The sequence below is a fragment of the Candidatus Fukatsuia endosymbiont of Tuberolachnus salignus genome, from assembly GCF_964030845.1.
GTDB lineage: Bacteria > Pseudomonadota > Gammaproteobacteria > Enterobacterales > Enterobacteriaceae > Fukatsuia > Fukatsuia symbiotica.
The window spans coordinates 2,617,039-2,633,929 of record NZ_OZ034983.1 but is presented as its reverse complement, the minus strand read 5'-3'; the positions used below and the strand labels follow the sequence as shown (position 1 = coordinate 2,633,929).

Below are 16,891 nucleotides of genomic sequence, written 5' to 3'. Positions count from 1 at the left end.
GTACGATCAGCAAGCAAATAACACTAACCGAGTTGCTTACGTGCATGACGGAACATCCGCATCCACGCACCATCTTCACCCCACTCTGGCGGATGCCAGGAGTTGCTAACAGTGCGGAAAACTCGTTCTGGATGAGGCATCATGGCTGTCGCCCGACCGCTACTGCTGGTTACTGCGGTAATACCTTGTGCGGAACCATTTGGATTAGCAGGATAGCGTTCAGTGACCTGGCCGAAGTTGTCGACAAAGCGCATGACCACCTGATTCTGTTGCTGTAACATTGTTAGCTGCACCACATTTTGCACTTCTAGCCGTCCTTCGCCGTGTGAAACGGCAATAGGTATACGTGAACCTGCCATATCCTGTGTAAATAAGCAGGGGCTGACAGCCACTTCAACCAGGCTAAAACGCGCTTCAAAACGTTCGGACAGATTACGTCTAAAATTCGGCCAATGCTCCGTACCGGGGATCAACTCACGCAAATGGGACATCATCTGACAACCGTTACACACACCCAATGCCAAAGTATGTGGACGTTGGAAAAAAGCGGCAAACTCATCACGTACCCGGTTATTAAACAAAATGGATTTAGCCCAACCCTCACCGGCACCTAAAACATCACCGTAAGAAAATCCCCCACAAGCGACCAACGTTTGAAAAGCGTTCAAATTTATTCTGCCGCTCAATAAATCACTCATATGCACATCGACAGCATCAAAACCTGCACGATGAAAGGCAGCAGCCATTTCAACCTGAGAATTCACGCCCTGTTCACGCAATACCGCCACTTTGGGGCGTATTTGTTGAGCAATATAAGGTGCCGCAATATCCTCGCTGGGATCAAAACTCAGTTTAACGTTAAGACCCGGATCCGTTTCATCTTGTTTGGCTTGATGTTCTTGATCCGCACAATGTGGGTTATCACGCAACCGCTGCATTTGCCAGGTAGTTTCCGCCCACCAGCAACGCAACTTCGCTCGACTCTCTTGATATAAGATTTCATCACCATGACGGATGATAAAACTGTCACCTGTTATCGCCTTTCCTAAATAGTGCACAGCGTTTGCCAAACCCAGATCAGCCAGCCATTGTTCTACCGTTTCACGCTGATCAGCACGTACCTGGATCACTGCACCTAATTCTTCATTGAATAAGGCTGCAAGGTGATCCTTACCCAACGACTGAATGTCTACATCGATACCACAATGACCGGCAAATGCCATCTCCGCCAAGGTCACTAATAAACCACCATCGGATCGATCATGATAGGCCAGTAAGCGCTGATCGGTGATCAACATCTGTATGGCTTTAAAAAAAGCTGCCAGCTGTGACACATTGCGCACATCAGCAGGTTTATCCGCTAATTGACGGTAAACTTGTGCTAGTGCAGTCGCCCCTAATGCGTTGTATCCTGCCCCTAAATCGATCAACAATAACGCATTTTCACAGTGATCAATCTGTAGCTGTGGTGTGATGGTACGGCGAACATCTTCCACTCGGGAAAAAGCGGTGATCACCAATGACAAGGGTGATGTCATTTCACGCTGCTCGTTGCCTTCTTGCCAGCCAGTCTTCATCGCAAGCGAATCTTTTCCTACTGGAATGGTCAGCCCCAGAGCGGGACAAAGCTCTTCACCGAGAGCGCGTACTGCGGCATATAATCCGGCATCCTCCCCCGGATGCCCTGCGGCAGACATCCAGTTAGCCGAAAGTTTAATGCGCTTTAAATCACCAATCTGGCTGGCGGCAATATTGGTTAATGCCTCTCCAACGGCAAGACGCGCCGAAGCGGCGAAATCCAACAAAGCCACGGGGGCACGTTCACCGATAGACATGGCTTCACCCTGATAGCTATCCAGGCTCGCGCTGGTAACAGCACAATTGGCTACTGGAATTTGCCAGGGACCCACCATCTGATCACGTGTCACCATACCCGTGACCGTACGATCACCGATGGTAATCAAAAACGTTTTTTCGGCTACCGCCGGTAAATGTAGAATCCGTTTTACCGCATCAGCGATATCGATCTGCGCACGTTGTAATGGCTCACCCTGTGCTTGCAATCGCGTGACATCCCGCAGCATTTTGGGTGTTTTACCCAATAAAATATTTAATGGCATCGTGATCGGTTGATTGTCGAAGTCACGATCGTTCACCAGCAAATTTTTTTCTTCAGTCGCTTCACCGATAACCGCATAAGGTGCGCGTTCACGACGACAAATTTCATCAAATAACGCTATCTGTTCTGGTGCAACCGCCAATACATAGCGCTCCTGCGACTCATTACACCAAATTTCCAATGGACTCATGCCAGGTTCATCATTTAGGATATCCCGCAACTCAAAGCGCCCACCACAACCGCCATCATTGATCAGTTCTGGCATCGCATTTGACAGGCCACCCGCCCCCACATCATGAATAAACAAAATAGGATTGCGATCACCTAGCTGCCAACAACGATCGATCACTTCCTGACAGCGACGTTCCATCTCTGGATTACCTCGCTGTACCGAAGCAAAATCGAGATCAGCATTTGATTGACCGGAAGCCATCGAAGAGGCCGCGCCACCCCCTAAGCCGATATTCATTGCTGCGCCGCCAAGGACGATCAGCTTCGCGCCCAGAGTAATTTCACTTTTTTCTACATGATCGGCACGAATATTGCCCATGCCGCCTGCGAGCATAATCGGTTTATGATAACCACGTAGCTCACTACCGTTATGGCTATTAACACGTTCTTCGTAGGTACGAAAATAACCGAGCAACGCGGGTCGACCAAATTCATTGTTAAAGGCAGCAGCACCAAGAGGCGCATCGGTGATAATCTCAAGCGCGCTCACGATACGATCAGGTTTACCAAAATTTTCTTCCCAAGGTTGTTCAAAATTCGGAATACGCAAATTAGAAACCGAGAAACCGACCAATCCAGCCTTGGGTTTAGCGCCGCGTCCAGTGGCGCCTTCGTCGCGGATTTCACCACCAGAGCCTGTTGCTGCTCCTGGCCAAGGTGAGATTGCCGTTGGATGATTGTGAGTTTCTACTTTCATCAGGATAGGTGTTTCCTCCTGATGATAATCATAGATCCCGTTCTGTGGTGCCGCGAAAAAACGCCCAACCCGAGAGCCTTGCATCACCGCTGCATTATCTGTATAGGCAGACAACACATAATCTGGCGTTTGTTTAAACGTATTTTTAATCATGTCAAACAGAGAATATGGCTGGTCAATCCCATCAATCCGCCAATCTGCGTTGAAGATTTTATGGCGACAATGTTCCGAATTGGCTTGGGCAAACATATAAAGTTCAACGTCTGTTGGATTGCGTCCGAGAGTCTTGAAAGATGCCAGCAGATAGTCTATTTCTTCCGTTGCAAGTGACAAACCTAATTGGCTGTTCGCCTGCTCTAATGCTTTTCGCCCTTGCCCTGCGATATCGACCCGCTGTAGCATCCTGGGAGGATGATGAGAGAAAAGTTGTTCTGCCTGTGCCAAGTCGCTAAATACCGTTTCCATCATCCGATCATGCAGCATCGCCTCTAGCTGTTGCCATTGGGCAGATGTCAGCTCGCCACTCTGAATGTAGAAAGCGACACCACGTTCCAGACGTAGCACCTTGGATAAACCACAATTATGCGCAATGTCGCTGGCTTTAGAGGACCAAGGAGAAATAGTGCCAGGACGAGGCGTTACCAACCGTAAAACTCCCGCCACTGTACATTCAGGTGAAACAGCCCCATATTTGAGTAAATGTTGTAATTTAACGTTTTCCTCAGCATTCAGCGGCGCACTGAGATTGACAAAATGCACATATTCAGCGTAGATATCACGTACCGGTAATTGTACATCCTGACAGCGGGACAGCAGTTTAGTGATCCTAAAAGCTGACAAGGCGGGTGAACCGCGCAGTATTTCCATAAGCAAAGTTTCTCTCATCGATGAAGCAAAGGGAGTAGCATGTTAACGCGCGCTATTATAGTGAATCCCCAACAGCGACGGAACCGTCTGCCTCTTTATTCTTGATGACAGGCTTGACTTCACACGACAAATACTGATTTGGCGCCAACTAGAGAGCTGAAGAAATGTGGCATACAATGGACTGTGGGTAGCACCTCAGACTAGAAACAAAAAAATGTCATCAGTATAAACTAAAGAGCTGACTCCAGGGCATATAGTAGATATTGCCGATGATCATGAGCATAAGAGAAATGTAAGCCGTGTTGATGGCAGAACCCTGCCAACGGATATCGTGATAGCGCAGGTGATAAAAGTGTAATAAACGCTCCACGATTAATATTAGCCCACAAAGATGAATTATCCAGGTTTCTGCGCCGTTCATCTCAAGTATTATGAGTAAAATAAGTGCGATAGGGACATATTCCACAGCGCCGCTATAAACAGCAATGGCGGTTTGCAATTCAGAAAAACCGCCATCACCATAGGTTACCCGGTATTGATTTCTGAGTTTTACTACATCTAACGAGAGCTTGAGCAGCAATATTGCGCCCAAAACAACATAAAACGAGCTAACCATTTTAGACTCCATAGCCCAATTTCAACATCCTCCTTGCTTTAAAGGGCAAAGATCCCTACCGTGCAAACCAAAGCCTAATTTGTCTCGGTGGGTTTTCATTTCATATACTCTAACAGCAAGAAAAATTTTAACACAAATCAGGTAGAAAACTGTGCCTTATATCCTCCCCGGCGCTTTGCTCACAACAATTCTAAACAGACTCTCAAAACTTTGCATCATCTGCATAAACACTCACCAAAATACAGGATAATAAAAGCTGTTCTTGATTTCATACCTTAGCTAGACTAGGACATATTTGTTTTTTAAATGGCAAAAATAAGCGCAACAGTTTCCGGCAACCTCGTTGAAGGATAGTTTAAAGGGTAGGGTATGCGTACTGAATATTGTGGGCAGTTAAATTTGTCCCATGTCAATCAAGAAGTCACTTTGTGTGGCTGGGTTAATCGTCGCCGTGACCTCGGTAGTTCTATTTTTATTGATATGCGCGATCGAGAAGGCATTGTCCAGATATTTTTCGATCAGGGTCAACCCCTCGCTTTTGCACAGGCATTGTTATTGCGTAATGAATTCTGCATTCAGGTAACAGGTACTGTGCGGGCACGCATCGGTGAACAAATAAATAAAAAGATGCTGACCGGTGAAATTGAGGTACTCGCCGAGACACTCAATATTATCAACCGTAGCGAACCCCCACCACTAGATAATAAGCAGATTAATAATGAAGAGCCTCGTTTAAAATATCGCTATCTGGATTTGCGGCGTCCAGAAATGGCACTGCGGATAAAAACACGCGCTAAAATTACTCGTTTTGTGCGCCATTTTATGGATAGTCATGATTTCCTCGACATTGAAACCCCAATGCTCACCAAAGCCACACCAGAAGGCGCCCGTGATTATCTGGTGCCGAGTCGAGTGAGTAAAGGCAAATTCTATGCTCTGCCACAATCACCACAGTTGTTTAAACAGTTGCTGATGATGTCAGGTTTCGACCGTTACTATCAAATTGTGAAATGTTTCCGTGATGAAGATTTGCGTGCCGATCGTCAGCCTGAATTTACCCAAATCGACGTTGAAACCTCCTTTATGAGTGCTGAACAGCTGCGTCATCTGATGGAAGAACTGATCTGCAAACTGTGGAAAGAAATCAAAGGGGTCGATCTCGGCACCTTTCCCATCATTACTTTTTCTGAAGCTATACGCCGTTTTGGTTCCGACAAACCGGATTTGCGTAATCCATTGGAGCTAGTCGATATCGCTGACTTAGTCACCTCAGTCGAATGTAAAGTTTTTGCCGATCCTGCCAATGATGCAGCAGGACGAGTAGTCGCGATACGTGTTAAAGATGGGACACAAATCACTCGTAAACAAATTGATGAATACACTGAAATTATTAAACAACAGGGTGCTAAAGGCTTAGCTTGGCTAAAGGTGAATGACCGCGAAGCTGGGTTAAACGGCGTGCAAGGCCCGATTGCCAAATTTCTGAATACCGATGTATTGAAAAATATTCTGGAACGTACTAAGGCTGAGAATGGCGATATCTTATTTTTTGCTGCAGATAATTTTAAAATTGTTAGCGATGCAATGGGGACACTGCGTGTAAAACTGGCAATTAACAGGAAATTAATCAAACAGGATAGCTGGGCTCCCTTGTGGGTAATTGATTTTCCCTTGTTTGAAGACAACAAAATGGGGGGCATGAGCGCCATGCATCACCCCTTTACCGCACCCAAAGAAATGACACAAACTGAACTGGCAGCAAACCCAGTCGCCGCTATCGCCAACGCCTATGATATGGTGATTAATGGTTATGAAGTTGGCGGCGGATCAGTACGTATCCACCATAGCGAAATGCAACAACAAGTATTTTCTATTCTCGGCATCAATCAACAGGAACAACGCGAAAAATTTGGTTTTTTACTCGATGCGCTGAAATACGGGACGCCGCCACATGCAGGTTTGGCTTTTGGCCTGGATCGTTTAGTGATGTTGTTGACAGATAGCGATAATATCCGTGATGTGATCGCCTTTCCAAAAACCACTGCTGCCGCCTGTTTGCTAACAGAAGCACCTGGTTTCGCTAACCCTGCCTCATTGCAAGAACTGTCGATCAGCACGTTGATAATGGAAAACGCGGAAAAAAAGCCGAATGAACCGTAAACGCCCTGGAGTCATCGACGAGCAATATTGGGATCTAGAAAAATGATTTTTGGAGATTTTTATGGCAGGTCATAGCAAATGGGCAAACACCAAACACCGCAAAGCCGCGCAGGATGCCAAACGTGGAAAAATTTTCACTAAGATTATCCGTGAGTTAGTGACCGCTGCCAAGTTGGGTGGCGGCGATCCGGCGGCAAATCCGCGTCTGAGGGCTGCCATCGATAAAGCGTTATCGAATAACATGACGCGTGATACGTTGAATCGTGCGATTGCCCGTGGTGTCGGTGACGATGAAAATAATCACATGGAAACCATCATCTATGAGGGATATGCCCTTGGTGGTGCCGCAGTGATGGTTGAGTGCCTAAGTGATAATCGTAACCGTACGGTGTCTGAAGTACGGCATGCTTTCACTAAAACCGGCGGTAATTTAGGTACCGATGGTTCGGTAGCCTATTTATTTAGCAAAAAAGGGGTAATCTCTTATGCACCCGGTCTGGATGAAGGAACGATGATGGAACTGGCGATAAGGGCAGGCGCTGATGATATAACGGTTTATGACGATGGTACTATCGATGTGCTTACCACGCCGGAGGATTTCGATGCAGTAAAGGATGCATTGGATGAGTCTGGCTTAAAAGCACAGATGGCTGAAGTATCCTTTATCCCCTCAACTAAAGTGGATTTGGATGCAGAAACTGCACCGATACTGCTACGTTTGATCGATATGCTGGAAGAATCAGACGATGTGCAAGAGGTTTATCACAATGGTGAAATTTCCGATGAAATTGCTGCCACATTATAATTGGCCTCTGCAATTGATGCTAAAGGTGAATACTGGTCATGGCAATTATTTTGGGTATCGATCCCGGCTCTCGTATCACAGGTTATGGTGTTGTTCGTCAGCAGGGAAACCGCTTGAGTTATCTGGGCAGTGGGTGCATTCGTACACAGGTAGAGGGCACACAGCTAGATGATTTACCCAGCCGATTAAAGTTGATTTATGCGGGTGTCACTGAAATTATTACCCAGCAGCAGCCGAATTTTTTTGCTATCGAACAAGTCTTTATGGCAAAAAATGCGGCTTCTGCATTGAAACTCGGTCAAGCACGGGGAGTGGCTATAGTCGCAGCCGTAAATCAGAATTTACCGGTGTTCGAATATGCTGCCCGGCAGATTAAACAAACAGTGGTTGGTACGGGTTCGGCAGATAAGAGCCAAGTGCAGCATATGGTACGTTCTTTATTGAAACTGCCTGCCAATCCTCAGGCAGATGCCGCCGATGCCTTAGCAGTAGCCATCACTTACTGCCATTTTAATCCAACCTCATCTTAAAGAGAGTTAACATGATAGGGCGTCTTCGGGGTATCATTTTAGAAAAACAGCCGCCGTTAATGTTGTTGGAAGTTCAGGGTGTTGGCTATGAAATCCAGTTACCTATGACGTGTTTCTGTCAGCTACCCGATTTGGGGCAAGAAGCGATTATCTTTACCCAATTCGTGGTACGTGAAGATTCACAGCTACTCTATGGTTTTAATGATAAACAGGAACGCGCCCTCTTTCGTGAATTAATTAAAGTCAATGGTGTTGGGCCCAAATTAGCGCTGGGGATTTTATCTGGCATGTCGGCACATCAATTTGTCGGCGCAGTAGAGAAGGAAGAAATCACCACCTTGATCAGACTCCCAGGGGTAGGTAAAAAAACAGCAGAGCGTTTAGTAGTCGAAATGAAAGATCGCTTTAAAAGCTTACATGGTGATCTGTTTAGTAACCGTGGTGATATTCCATCGCTAGCCGAGCCGGCGAAAGTATCAGATGCAGATATTGAAGCTGAGGCCGTATCAGCGTTAGTGACTCTAGGTTATAAACCGCAGGAAGCCAGTCGATTGGTCAACAAAATTGCCAAAACAGGGGTGGATTGTGAAACATTAATACGTGACGCTTTACGCTCCGCCTTATAGGTCCAGCATGAATGCTTTCTATACCCAATGAGTTTCGAGTTACGGCAAGGCGGCAATCAATCGAATCCCAGGAGTGTACAGGTAGTACATGACTGGGATAAGTGCGAGCAGCCAACGCCGCCGTAACTTGAAAGACGAAGGGTATATGCTACTATCGCTTTTGTCTGAGCTTCTATTAGAACCTGTTCGGAATCTTTGTTGCTCGCCGTGTCAAGACATAGGGACATCAATATGAACGGATGCTCCCTGACGAGTGCTAAAATTAGATTCATCATAACTTTCAGCCAATACCTCGGATTCGACTAATATACCGTCTATAATTTGCTTTAAGAATCTTTTTTTTATTGTCTTCTCGTCTTCATCTGGAAAATTATTTTTAATAACATCAAAAACCTCATCTTTTATCAGTGGATCAATAATTTTATTATCCTTACTCCAAGGGTCAAGAATCAGAAATATTTCTTTTTTTTCATTTATTTCAGCGCAAAAATCGATAAAAAGAGAATATGAATTAGGGGTGCCTTCATTAATACCACAGTAAAATTCCATATTTGTGAATAGATTCGGGTCTGAAGAGTAGATAATTAGGGCGTGATTATTAGCGAAATCAGGATTATCTGGGTTATTTTCTGTAAAACAGATCACTCGCATTATCTCCGGATTTACACCTTGTCTACATAACAAGGTGTAAACTAAATAAGAGATCTCTCCACAATAAGTTGGGATCCCCTCTTTATATTCACTCTCGTGGGTTGTGGCGCTTGCTTCTACTTTTGTTGAAATTGAAGCTAAGTTTCCAGCAGAAAGATTATCCTGATCGGTTTGATGATTTTCATAGGCTTTCACAACTAATTCACCATAAATTCTTTGTATGATGACCCAATTATTATTTTTACAAGCATCATCAAATTCTTGTCGTAGATCGTCTGACATATCGGCGGCTTTTCTACGTACCCATTTACGTACAGTTTGAATAGTATCTATGCCATTGGGAGAATTGCTTGTTGGAACATCACGCCGATTTGCCTTATTGTAAAAGACATCCGCTTGAATAAAAGCGGATCTAACGCTATCCCTTAAAACGTAATCCTTTTCCAAAGATGGATAGCGCCCGTCATCGATGTTAGCAATACAATCGTTCGTGCTTCGATGCCGTACAAATTCAAATTTTTTCCGTCTTCTACCAGAGGGAGCCGCATAATTGCCGGATATTAAATTTTCATTGCTAACTGGAGGCGAACACATAGAGCACCTCTATCACATTTATGAAAAAACCTGAGGCCACAATCGATAGGGCGAAGCCGCTGTAGTGGTCATGTTTCGAGGTGCCACCTCATCGAAAATTCATAACTCGCATTCATAGGCTAGATTTTGCTTCTAACTCATCCAGCCGCTGCTCCAAAGTTACAAGTTTCTCTCGGATACGTGATAAAACCTGAGTTTGTACGTCAAATTCCTCTCGATTAACCAAATCGAGACGGGTGAGCTGTGTTTGCAGTATCTGACGGATTTTTTTTTCAACGTTATCCCCGAACTCGCGTACGCCATAAGGCAGTGATTCATGCACCTGGCGAGCGATTTCTTCAATCTTTTTCGCATCTATCATAATATTCTCCAGTAATTCAAGCTCTTTCGAAAACCCAAAGCGACTTGAAGCCTAGGATACAATGTAGGATCCACGTCACACAGCAGATTTTGAAAGAGGCATAATGAGATCTGTGGTCAAGATGCTATAAGTGTAATGCCTGATCCACTTTGGATAAACCTTTTGGTAGTGTCATTCAATTCAATAGAGCTCACAGTAACACACAACAAGTAGGTTTCACCGTGGGTCTATTTTGTGGATTGCCTGTATGAATGATTAACGATATAGTTCCGAATCTCATTCTCAGATCAGTATGTACGAGGATCAGGATAGTAATTCATTCCCTTGTGGAAGTCTGTGAAAGCTTATTTTATTGAGGTTTTTTACCGTGGATCAGACACTGTGCTCTGAATTTGGCCCCCCTATAGAACGCGTAAAGCGTGCACTCTGTGCTTTACGTAATGGTCTTGGTGTCATGGTACTGGATGATGAAAACCGTGAAAATGAAGGCGATATGATCTTCGCGGCAGAAACAATGACCGTAGAGCAAATGGCGTTAACTATCCGTCACGGTAGCGGTATTGTCTGTCTGTGTATTACTGAAGATCGTCGTTGTCAACTTGAATTACCAATGATGGTCAATAAAAATTCTAGCCAGTTTAAAACTGCGTTTACCGTGAGTATTGAAGCGGCAAAAGGTGTGACAACAGGGGTTTCGGCAACAGATCGACTTACGACTATCCTTTCAGCTATTGCTGATAACGCAAAACCTGCTGATTTAAATCGCCCCGGTCACGTCTTCCCGCTGCGTGCAGAAACAAACGGCGTGCTTTCCCGACGTGGGCATACTGAAGCGGCTATCGATCTGGCTCAATTGGCAGGGTTAAAGCCTGCTGCGGTGCTGTGTGAACTCACTAACGATGATGGCAGTATGGCACGCATGCCAGAAGTGGTTACATTTGCTAAACAACATAAGATGCCGGTGCTCACGATCGAAGATTTAGTATGCTATCGACAGCGAGGCGAGCCGCCGGACAATCCGATGGCGGCATCACTCATGACGATTTCACATAGGATCTAGGATAATATGTGGATAAAAACGGGATGAATCCTGTGTAATTAACTGCCGATCTTCACGTACACCAATGCCACAGGGCTGATCATTTATTAACCAACTACCAATTAAGGTGTAACTGTCACCAAAGCGAGGTAATGGGTGGAACTGTTGCACGATCATGCCTTCTGCACCATAAGGCCCCTCCGTTTGAGCTATTCTTTGACCGTTTTCGGTTATTTGGATATTAGCGCCTTCACGTGAGAACAGAGGCTTAGTGACGTAGTGAGTCAACGGCTGATTCTTATCTTGAGCGAAGTAAGCTGGGAGTAAATTGGAATGACCAGGAAACATTTCCCACAACAATGGTAGCAGTGCTTTATTAGCAAGGATACTCTTCCAGGCCGGTTCGAGCCAACGTACGCCAGCATCCTCGAGTTTGGTGGAAAACATTTCACGGAACATAAATTCCCACGGATAAAGCTTGAAAAAATTGCTGATGACTTGGTTGTGTAGATCGGTAAATTGTCCTTTTTCGCCTAGTCCGATTTCGTCGATAAATAAAAACTCACTGGGCAGCTCAGCGTCCAAGGCGCAATCTTGCAAATACTGTACTGTAGCGCGGTCTTCTGTCGTATCCTGGCAACAGGCCACATGTAATAAATTAAATCCGTGGCTTTCCCGTAGCTCAGCAAAACGCTCAATCAGTTTTTCTTGCAAACTATTATATTGATCCGCACGTTGAGGCAGATGGCCGGCGTTTATCTGGTCTTGCAACCATATCCATTGGAAAAAGGCGGTTTCATATAATGAAGTGGGGGTATCTGCGTTGTTTTCTAACAACTTGGCCGGATTTTTGCCGTCATAGGCCAGATCGAGACGTGAATAGAGCGAAGGCTGGCACGTTTTCCATGAAGATCGAACAAAATCCCAGCAGTGTGGCGGGATACTAAATCTAGTCAATAATTCTTCATTATTGACTACTTTTTCCACCACCTTTAGGCACATTTGATGCAGTTCAGCAGTGGTTTCTTCCAACTCTTCAATCTGAGCAAGGGTAAACTCATAGTAGGCTTCTTCACACCAGTAAGGCTCATTATTTATAGTGTGAAAATGAAAACCGAACTCAGTGGCTTTGTCACGCCAGTCAGGGCGTTCATTAATAGTTACACGTTTCATTCTTTAGATCTTAACTCCCCATGCTACGTGCGCTGGATTTGGATGAAGAAGAAGTATTGCTATGTTGCATCGACGCTTGTTTAGCAACGGATTCGCCGAAACCGCCACGCGTGGTAGTGGTCGTGACCGCGGGCTTGGGTGCAAGTGTGCTTCCAGGTACGGTCACCGAGCGACCCGAAGTGGCGGCACCATAATTTTTACCACTGGCATCGACAAACTTACCGTTAGCGGGGCTGGTTGGTTGATTTGAGGTAAACAGAGGTTGTTGAGCAAAACCACTGCGCCCCATCATATAGCCTGCCATTAACGGCATCCAGGCACTGCCACCGTGTGATTCTGCTGTTTTGCTAGTTTCAGCGGTGTTAGACGCAGATCCTGTTGTACCAGGTACCATCCCTGCCTGTGCTGGAGCGGGAGCAGGGGTACACTGTGATTCGCCAAATTCGGCCACACAATCAGCCTGGGTGGCGTATTTCGGTGCCGTTCTCGCTGCCTCTTGCAGCGCCTTATTGTACGAAGCGCTGCATTGTTCACTCATTGATGGGTTGGCTTGTGAACAATCGCTAGCATTTTGATACATCGAAACAGTTTCATCTGTTTTCTCGCAGCCTGCCAGGATGAATACGGCACTCAGTGATAACGCTATGGGTGCTAGACGATAGCTACGCCAAGATTTACGAAATGCCTCTTGATTGATATTCTTAGTCCGTTTCATGGTTATACATCCTATTTTAGTAACAGATTATTGATCTCCCAGTGAATGACATAAGAATAGAGGAAAGCGGTACAAAATTAAAGCGTGAGATAACAGCAAAATTTTGTCGCCTGGAATATATCCGTGGATAAAAAACAAATCGGGTACTGATGAAACCAGCACCCGAAGGCAGTGTGTTTAACCGTTAACCACGAAATGGATTGCCGCTATTGCGGGGCTGAGTATTCGCAGGGGGTGTCATGTCAGTCGGAGCGACTTGCCGGTTATCTGTCGTAGCATCCGGGCTTTCTGGTGCTAGCTTGGTGGTAGAGGTAGAAATAGGCGTATCCAGTACGCTATTGAATGCCATCAAATCATCCTGGTTTAAGGTTCCTAATGCTGATTTAATACTTAATTCATTGATTAAATAATCATAACGTGCATTAGCAAGCTGCTGTTTAGCATTATATAGTGTGGTCGTTGCATTCAAGACATCGAGAATAGTATGAGTACCCACTTTATAGCCTGCCTCCATCGAATCCAGCGAGCTTTTGCCAGAAATAACGGCCTGTCTATAGGCATTGATGCTGCTAATTGAAGCTGAAATATTATTGAATGAAGAGCGCACTTTTTGTACTACATTACGGTGGGCGTTTTCCAGACCTTCACTGGCACCAACAAAATTGTATTGAGCCTGTTTAACCTGAGAGTAAGTCGAACCACCGTTATATAAAGGCATATTGAGTGACACACCAATTTTATTTTTGCCTGCTTCGGTGTTGTTTGAACCGCCGTATATATCCTTGATGCGATTGTTGCTCAGCTCAGTGGAAGCCACCAGATCCAGCGTTGGCATATAACCGGTTTCAGCGATTTTAATTTGTTGCTGTGCCAGATCCTGGTTTAGACGAGCAACAAGCAACGCCAGATTATTTTTTTCCGCTTCTTGCAACAGGGTATCAACCTTATTTGGGTGTTTAGTTTGCAGTCGTTTGAGGTTTAGAGAAGCCAGTTCATGATAGTAAACACCAGTCACTTGACGCAGAGACTCTAATGCATTATCCAATTTGTTGCGACTATTGACTTCACTGGCTAATACACCATCATAATTTGCGCGCGCGCTCTGCACATCGGTGATGGCAACTAAGCCAACATTAAAACGCTGGGTTGTTTGGTCTAGTTGGCGGTAAACAGCTTCTTTTTGCGCTTCAGTGTAAGAGAGCGCGTCGATGGCGCGTAATACATCAAAATAAGCGGTAGCTGTATTGAGAATCAGATTTTGTCTACTAATTTGATAGTTGACTTCCTGAATACCCGCGGTTTTTTCCTGCAATGTTCGAGCGCGCCATTTTGACATATCGAAAATGCTTTGCGTCAATCTCAGTGAACCCGAAGTGCTATGGGTATTCGGATCTGAACGATGTATATTAACGTCGCGTCTTGAATCATTACGAAAATCGCGGCTATAGCCATAGTCGGCACTCAACCCCAATTGCGGTAACAGCGAGCTGCTTGCTTGATTAATTTTTTCAAATGCGGCATCACGTTCAGCCGCTACTTTACGTAACTCAGGGTTACTGTCTCTGGCTTGTTGATAAACTTGCAGCAGATTTTCTGCCTGACTTAGGGTACTGAAGCCGACTAAATTCAGTCCGATCAGCAAGGGGAGTAACTTCTTCATTAGTAATCCTTGTTATACAGTCACTTATTGTGCACTACAAATAGAATTTGTGCCATCTTGCCTTAATTCATCTAAATCTAACATAAACTTAAGCGAATATATTACGTTTAAGACTAACGGTTATATAGGCTAGCATATTTATTATTTTAAATATTGGTGGCAAAAATTATGCTTAATAAGGTAGTTTTGTAAAGTAATAAATCCTTTTTTATTAGATCTCTTGCATAATTTGCGGCGTGGTGTGAATAAGTTAAAAATCATATGGAGAGAGAGAGGAACAGATGACTGACTCCCAAAAATCACCGGTTACTTTTGGTAAGGGTGATGTAGAAATTATTACACGTGAGCTACTTTATAAAGGTTTTTTCACCTTAACTTTGTATCGATTTCGTCATAAATTATTCAGTGGTGCCATGAGTAATGAAATAACCCGTGAAGTTTTTAAACGCCGTCATGCTGCAGCACTATTGCCCTATGATCCGCGGCAAGATCAGGTGGTGTTGATAGAACAAGTACGTATTGCTGCTATGGATAATAGCAGTACGCCTTGGCTGTTAGAAATCGTTGCTGGAATGATAGAACCGGGTGAAACGGTTGAACAGGTAGCACGGCGTGAGGCCAAGGAAGAAGCAGGGATTGAGGTGGGGCGTTGTAAATTAACACTCAGTTATTTAGCCAATCCAGGTGCAGTCAGTGAACGCTTATCGATCATGGTGGGCGAAGTGGATGCGAGTACCGCCACCGGTATCCATGGCTTAGCGACGGAGAATGAAGATATTAAGGTTCACGTGGTGAGCCGTGAACAAGCTTATCGTTGGGTTGAAGAAGGCGTGATTGAGAATGCCGCATCGGTCATTGCACTACAGTGGTTAGAATTGCACCATCACGCATTAAAACAAGCGTGGACAAAATAATCGACTTCTTACAAAACCTGGTGACAGTGGAAGTGTGTACCAGCCCGCAGATCTTTTATTTTGAAGCAAGTTATACTGATTTCTATTCTACTCAAACGGGTATTCGATGATGATGTTGGAATAGGCGTCTTGTATAACCTACTGAGTGGTGTGTGTTGCAGTTTTGCAAGAAGTCTGATGAACGACGAAAATAAGGAGAACATTTGGAAAATCTGTTTAAACTGCCGATGGTAAATGGAACCAAGGTAAGAATTCTACAAATAACAGATAGCCATCTTTTTACAGATAAAAATCAAACTCTATTGGGCGTTAATACGGCAGAAAGTTATCATGCTGTATTGGCGGCTATTGTTATGCAACAGCACCATTGTGATCTGATCATAGCTAGCGGTGATTTAGCGCAAACACCTTCCGTAGTGGCCTACCAACGTTTTGCCGCTGGCGTGTCTGAACTGGCAGCGCCTTGCGTTTGGCTACCAGGAAATCATGATGATCAATCGGTGATGGTTAAAGTATTGGCGGATGCTGGCATTGTCTCTGCCAAGCAGGTTATGGCGGGTAATGATTGGCAGATCCTTTTGTTGGATAGCCAGGTAGTGGGTCAATCTTACGGTAATCTCAGTGAACATCAGTTGTTATGGCTGGAGCATTGTTTACAAGCACATCCACAACGTTATGCTTTAGTGACACTGCATCATCATCCACTCGCTTGTGGTTGTAGCTGGCTTGATCAGATTAGCTTGCGTAATGCATCACAGCTGGCAGAAATACTGATGCGTTATCCACGTGTTACTACCTTATTGTGTGGGCATATTCACCAGGAGTTAGAGGGTGATTGGTATGGTAGACGCCTGTTAGCTAGCCCGTCTACCAGTGTACAATTTAAGCCAAATAGTCTTATTTTCACTCTTGATAACTTGGCACCAGGGTGGCGTTATATCGATTTACAGCCCGATGGTTCAGTTGCAACTGAAGTATGCCGTTTAGCGGATGGCGAATTCTGTCCTGATATCAATTCGGATGGTTACTAACTTGTGTTAAAATTTTTTTGCTAGCCGGTACATAAAGGCAACTTAAGACTGTGGAGAGAGGGTACAGTGAAACCGCTCTGTCGTTCAACTATTAGCCAAGTA

General features: G+C 44.9%; 14 protein-coding genes. 7 read left to right on the top strand and 7 right to left on the bottom strand.

Features of this window, described 5'->3' with window-relative positions; genetic code table 11:
- Nucleotides 1-23: 23 nt before the first annotated feature.
- Both purL and AAHH42_RS12530 read right to left on the bottom strand, forming a co-directional pair.
- Nucleotides 24-3,914 carry a phosphoribosylformylglycinamidine synthase gene (gene purL / locus AAHH42_RS12535; RefSeq protein WP_342221279.1) on the bottom strand — a complete coding sequence of 1,297 codons (3,891 nt, stop codon included), beginning with the start codon at nt 3,912-3,914 and terminating at the stop codon, nt 24-26.
- A gap of 220 nt (nt 3,915-4,134) precedes the next feature.
- Nucleotides 4,135-4,530: an MAPEG family protein gene (locus AAHH42_RS12530; protein WP_072550269.1), complete on the bottom strand. Its 396-nt coding sequence runs from the start codon at nt 4,528-4,530 to the stop codon at nt 4,135-4,137.
- Between the two features lie 369 nt (nt 4,531-4,899).
- Here AAHH42_RS12530 and aspS point away from each other — a divergent pair, with 369 nt between their 5' ends.
- From aspS to ruvA, 4 genes are all read left to right on the top strand, one after another.
- On the top strand, nt 4,900-6,690 hold the full coding sequence (gene aspS / locus AAHH42_RS12525; protein ID WP_342221278.1) for an aspartate--tRNA ligase: 1,791 nt from the start codon (nt 4,900-4,902) through the stop codon (nt 6,688-6,690).
- Nucleotides 6,691-6,751: 61 nt separating this feature from the next.
- Nucleotides 6,752-7,495, top strand: a complete 744-nt coding sequence (locus AAHH42_RS12520; protein WP_342221277.1) for a YebC/PmpR family DNA-binding transcriptional regulator — start codon at nt 6,752-6,754, stop codon at nt 7,493-7,495.
- A gap of 38 nt (nt 7,496-7,533) precedes the next feature.
- Nucleotides 7,534-8,025: a crossover junction endodeoxyribonuclease RuvC gene (gene ruvC, locus AAHH42_RS12515; RefSeq protein WP_072550272.1), complete on the top strand. Its 492-nt coding sequence runs from the start codon at nt 7,534-7,536 to the stop codon at nt 8,023-8,025.
- Nucleotides 8,026-8,036: 11 nt separating this feature from the next.
- Complete coding sequence (gene ruvA / locus AAHH42_RS12510; RefSeq protein WP_072550273.1) at nt 8,037-8,651, top strand: Holliday junction branch migration protein RuvA; 615 nt, start codon at nt 8,037-8,039, stop codon at nt 8,649-8,651.
- A gap of 210 nt (nt 8,652-8,861) precedes the next feature.
- Here the strand turns inward: ruvA and AAHH42_RS12505 are convergent, their stop codons facing one another.
- Nucleotides 8,862-9,896: a hypothetical protein gene (locus AAHH42_RS12505; protein WP_342221276.1), complete on the bottom strand. Its 1,035-nt coding sequence runs from the start codon at nt 9,894-9,896 to the stop codon at nt 8,862-8,864.
- Between the two features lie 112 nt (nt 9,897-10,008).
- Nucleotides 10,009-10,257 (bottom strand): ubiquinone biosynthesis accessory factor UbiK, encoded by a 249-nt coding sequence (gene ubiK / locus AAHH42_RS12500; RefSeq protein WP_072550275.1) that lies wholly within the window; start codon nt 10,255-10,257, stop codon nt 10,009-10,011.
- Nucleotides 10,258-10,624: 367 nt separating this feature from the next.
- Here ubiK and ribB point away from each other — a divergent pair, with 367 nt between their 5' ends.
- The gene (gene ribB / locus AAHH42_RS12495; protein WP_072550276.1) at nt 10,625-11,317 is read left to right on the top strand and encodes a 3,4-dihydroxy-2-butanone-4-phosphate synthase; all 693 of its coding nucleotides are present in this window, start codon (nt 10,625-10,627) and stop codon (nt 11,315-11,317) included.
- On the opposite strand, the gene AAHH42_RS12490 is transcribed toward ribB, so the two are convergent.
- From AAHH42_RS12490 to tolC, 3 genes are all read right to left on the bottom strand, one after another.
- Nucleotides 11,303-12,469 carry a glutathionylspermidine synthase family protein gene (locus AAHH42_RS12490; RefSeq protein ID WP_072550277.1) on the bottom strand — a complete coding sequence of 389 codons (1,167 nt, stop codon included), beginning with the start codon at nt 12,467-12,469 and terminating at the stop codon, nt 11,303-11,305. The genes ribB and AAHH42_RS12490 overlap by 15 nt on opposite strands.
- Nucleotides 12,470-12,479: 10 nt before the next feature.
- Nucleotides 12,480-13,184: a DUF1190 family protein gene (locus AAHH42_RS12485; protein WP_342221275.1), complete on the bottom strand. Its 705-nt coding sequence runs from the start codon at nt 13,182-13,184 to the stop codon at nt 12,480-12,482.
- 184 nt (nt 13,185-13,368) lie between these two features.
- Nucleotides 13,369-14,844 carry an outer membrane channel protein TolC gene (gene tolC / locus AAHH42_RS12480; protein ID WP_072550279.1) on the bottom strand — a complete coding sequence of 492 codons (1,476 nt, stop codon included), beginning with the start codon at nt 14,842-14,844 and terminating at the stop codon, nt 13,369-13,371.
- A gap of 281 nt (nt 14,845-15,125) precedes the next feature.
- Between tolC and nudF the strand changes: the two genes are divergently transcribed.
- Both nudF and cpdA read left to right on the top strand, forming a co-directional pair.
- Nucleotides 15,126-15,758, top strand: coding sequence for an ADP-ribose diphosphatase (gene nudF / locus AAHH42_RS12475; RefSeq protein WP_072550280.1), 633 nt, complete (start codon nt 15,126-15,128; stop codon nt 15,756-15,758).
- A gap of 203 nt (nt 15,759-15,961) precedes the next feature.
- Nucleotides 15,962-16,789: a 3',5'-cyclic-AMP phosphodiesterase gene (gene cpdA / locus AAHH42_RS12470; protein ID WP_072550281.1), complete on the top strand. Its 828-nt coding sequence runs from the start codon at nt 15,962-15,964 to the stop codon at nt 16,787-16,789.
- The last annotated feature ends 102 nt before the right edge of the window (nt 16,790-16,891 follow it).

Bases quoted from the DNA above. Each gene is read 5' to 3' on its own strand.
- AAHH42_RS12530 (WP_072550269.1), bottom strand. From the start codon at position 4,530: ATGGTTAGCTCGTTTTATGTTGTTTTGGGCGCAATATTGCTGCTCAAG.
- aspS (WP_342221278.1), top strand. From the start codon at position 4,900: ATGCGTACTGAATATTGTGGGCAGTTAAATTTGTCCCATGTCAATCAA.
- purL (WP_342221279.1), bottom strand. From the start codon at position 3,914: ATGGAAATACTGCGCGGTTCACCCGCCTTGTCAGCTTTTAGGATCACT.
- ruvA (WP_072550273.1), top strand. From the start codon at position 8,037: ATGATAGGGCGTCTTCGGGGTATCATTTTAGAAAAACAGCCGCCGTTA.
- ruvC (WP_072550272.1), top strand. From the start codon at position 7,534: ATGGCAATTATTTTGGGTATCGATCCCGGCTCTCGTATCACAGGTTAT.
- AAHH42_RS12520 (WP_342221277.1), top strand. From the start codon at position 6,752: ATGGCAGGTCATAGCAAATGGGCAAACACCAAACACCGCAAAGCCGCG.
- AAHH42_RS12485 (WP_342221275.1), bottom strand. From the start codon at position 13,184: ATGAAACGGACTAAGAATATCAATCAAGAGGCATTTCGTAAATCTTGG.
- nudF (WP_072550280.1), top strand. From the start codon at position 15,126: ATGACTGACTCCCAAAAATCACCGGTTACTTTTGGTAAGGGTGATGTA.
- ubiK (WP_072550275.1), bottom strand. From the start codon at position 10,257: ATGATAGATGCGAAAAAGATTGAAGAAATCGCTCGCCAGGTGCATGAA.
- tolC (WP_072550279.1), bottom strand. From the start codon at position 14,844: ATGAAGAAGTTACTCCCCTTGCTGATCGGACTGAATTTAGTCGGCTTC.
- AAHH42_RS12505 (WP_342221276.1), bottom strand. From the start codon at position 9,896: ATGTGTTCGCCTCCAGTTAGCAATGAAAATTTAATATCCGGCAATTAT.
- AAHH42_RS12490 (WP_072550277.1), bottom strand. From the start codon at position 12,469: ATGAAACGTGTAACTATTAATGAACGCCCTGACTGGCGTGACAAAGCC.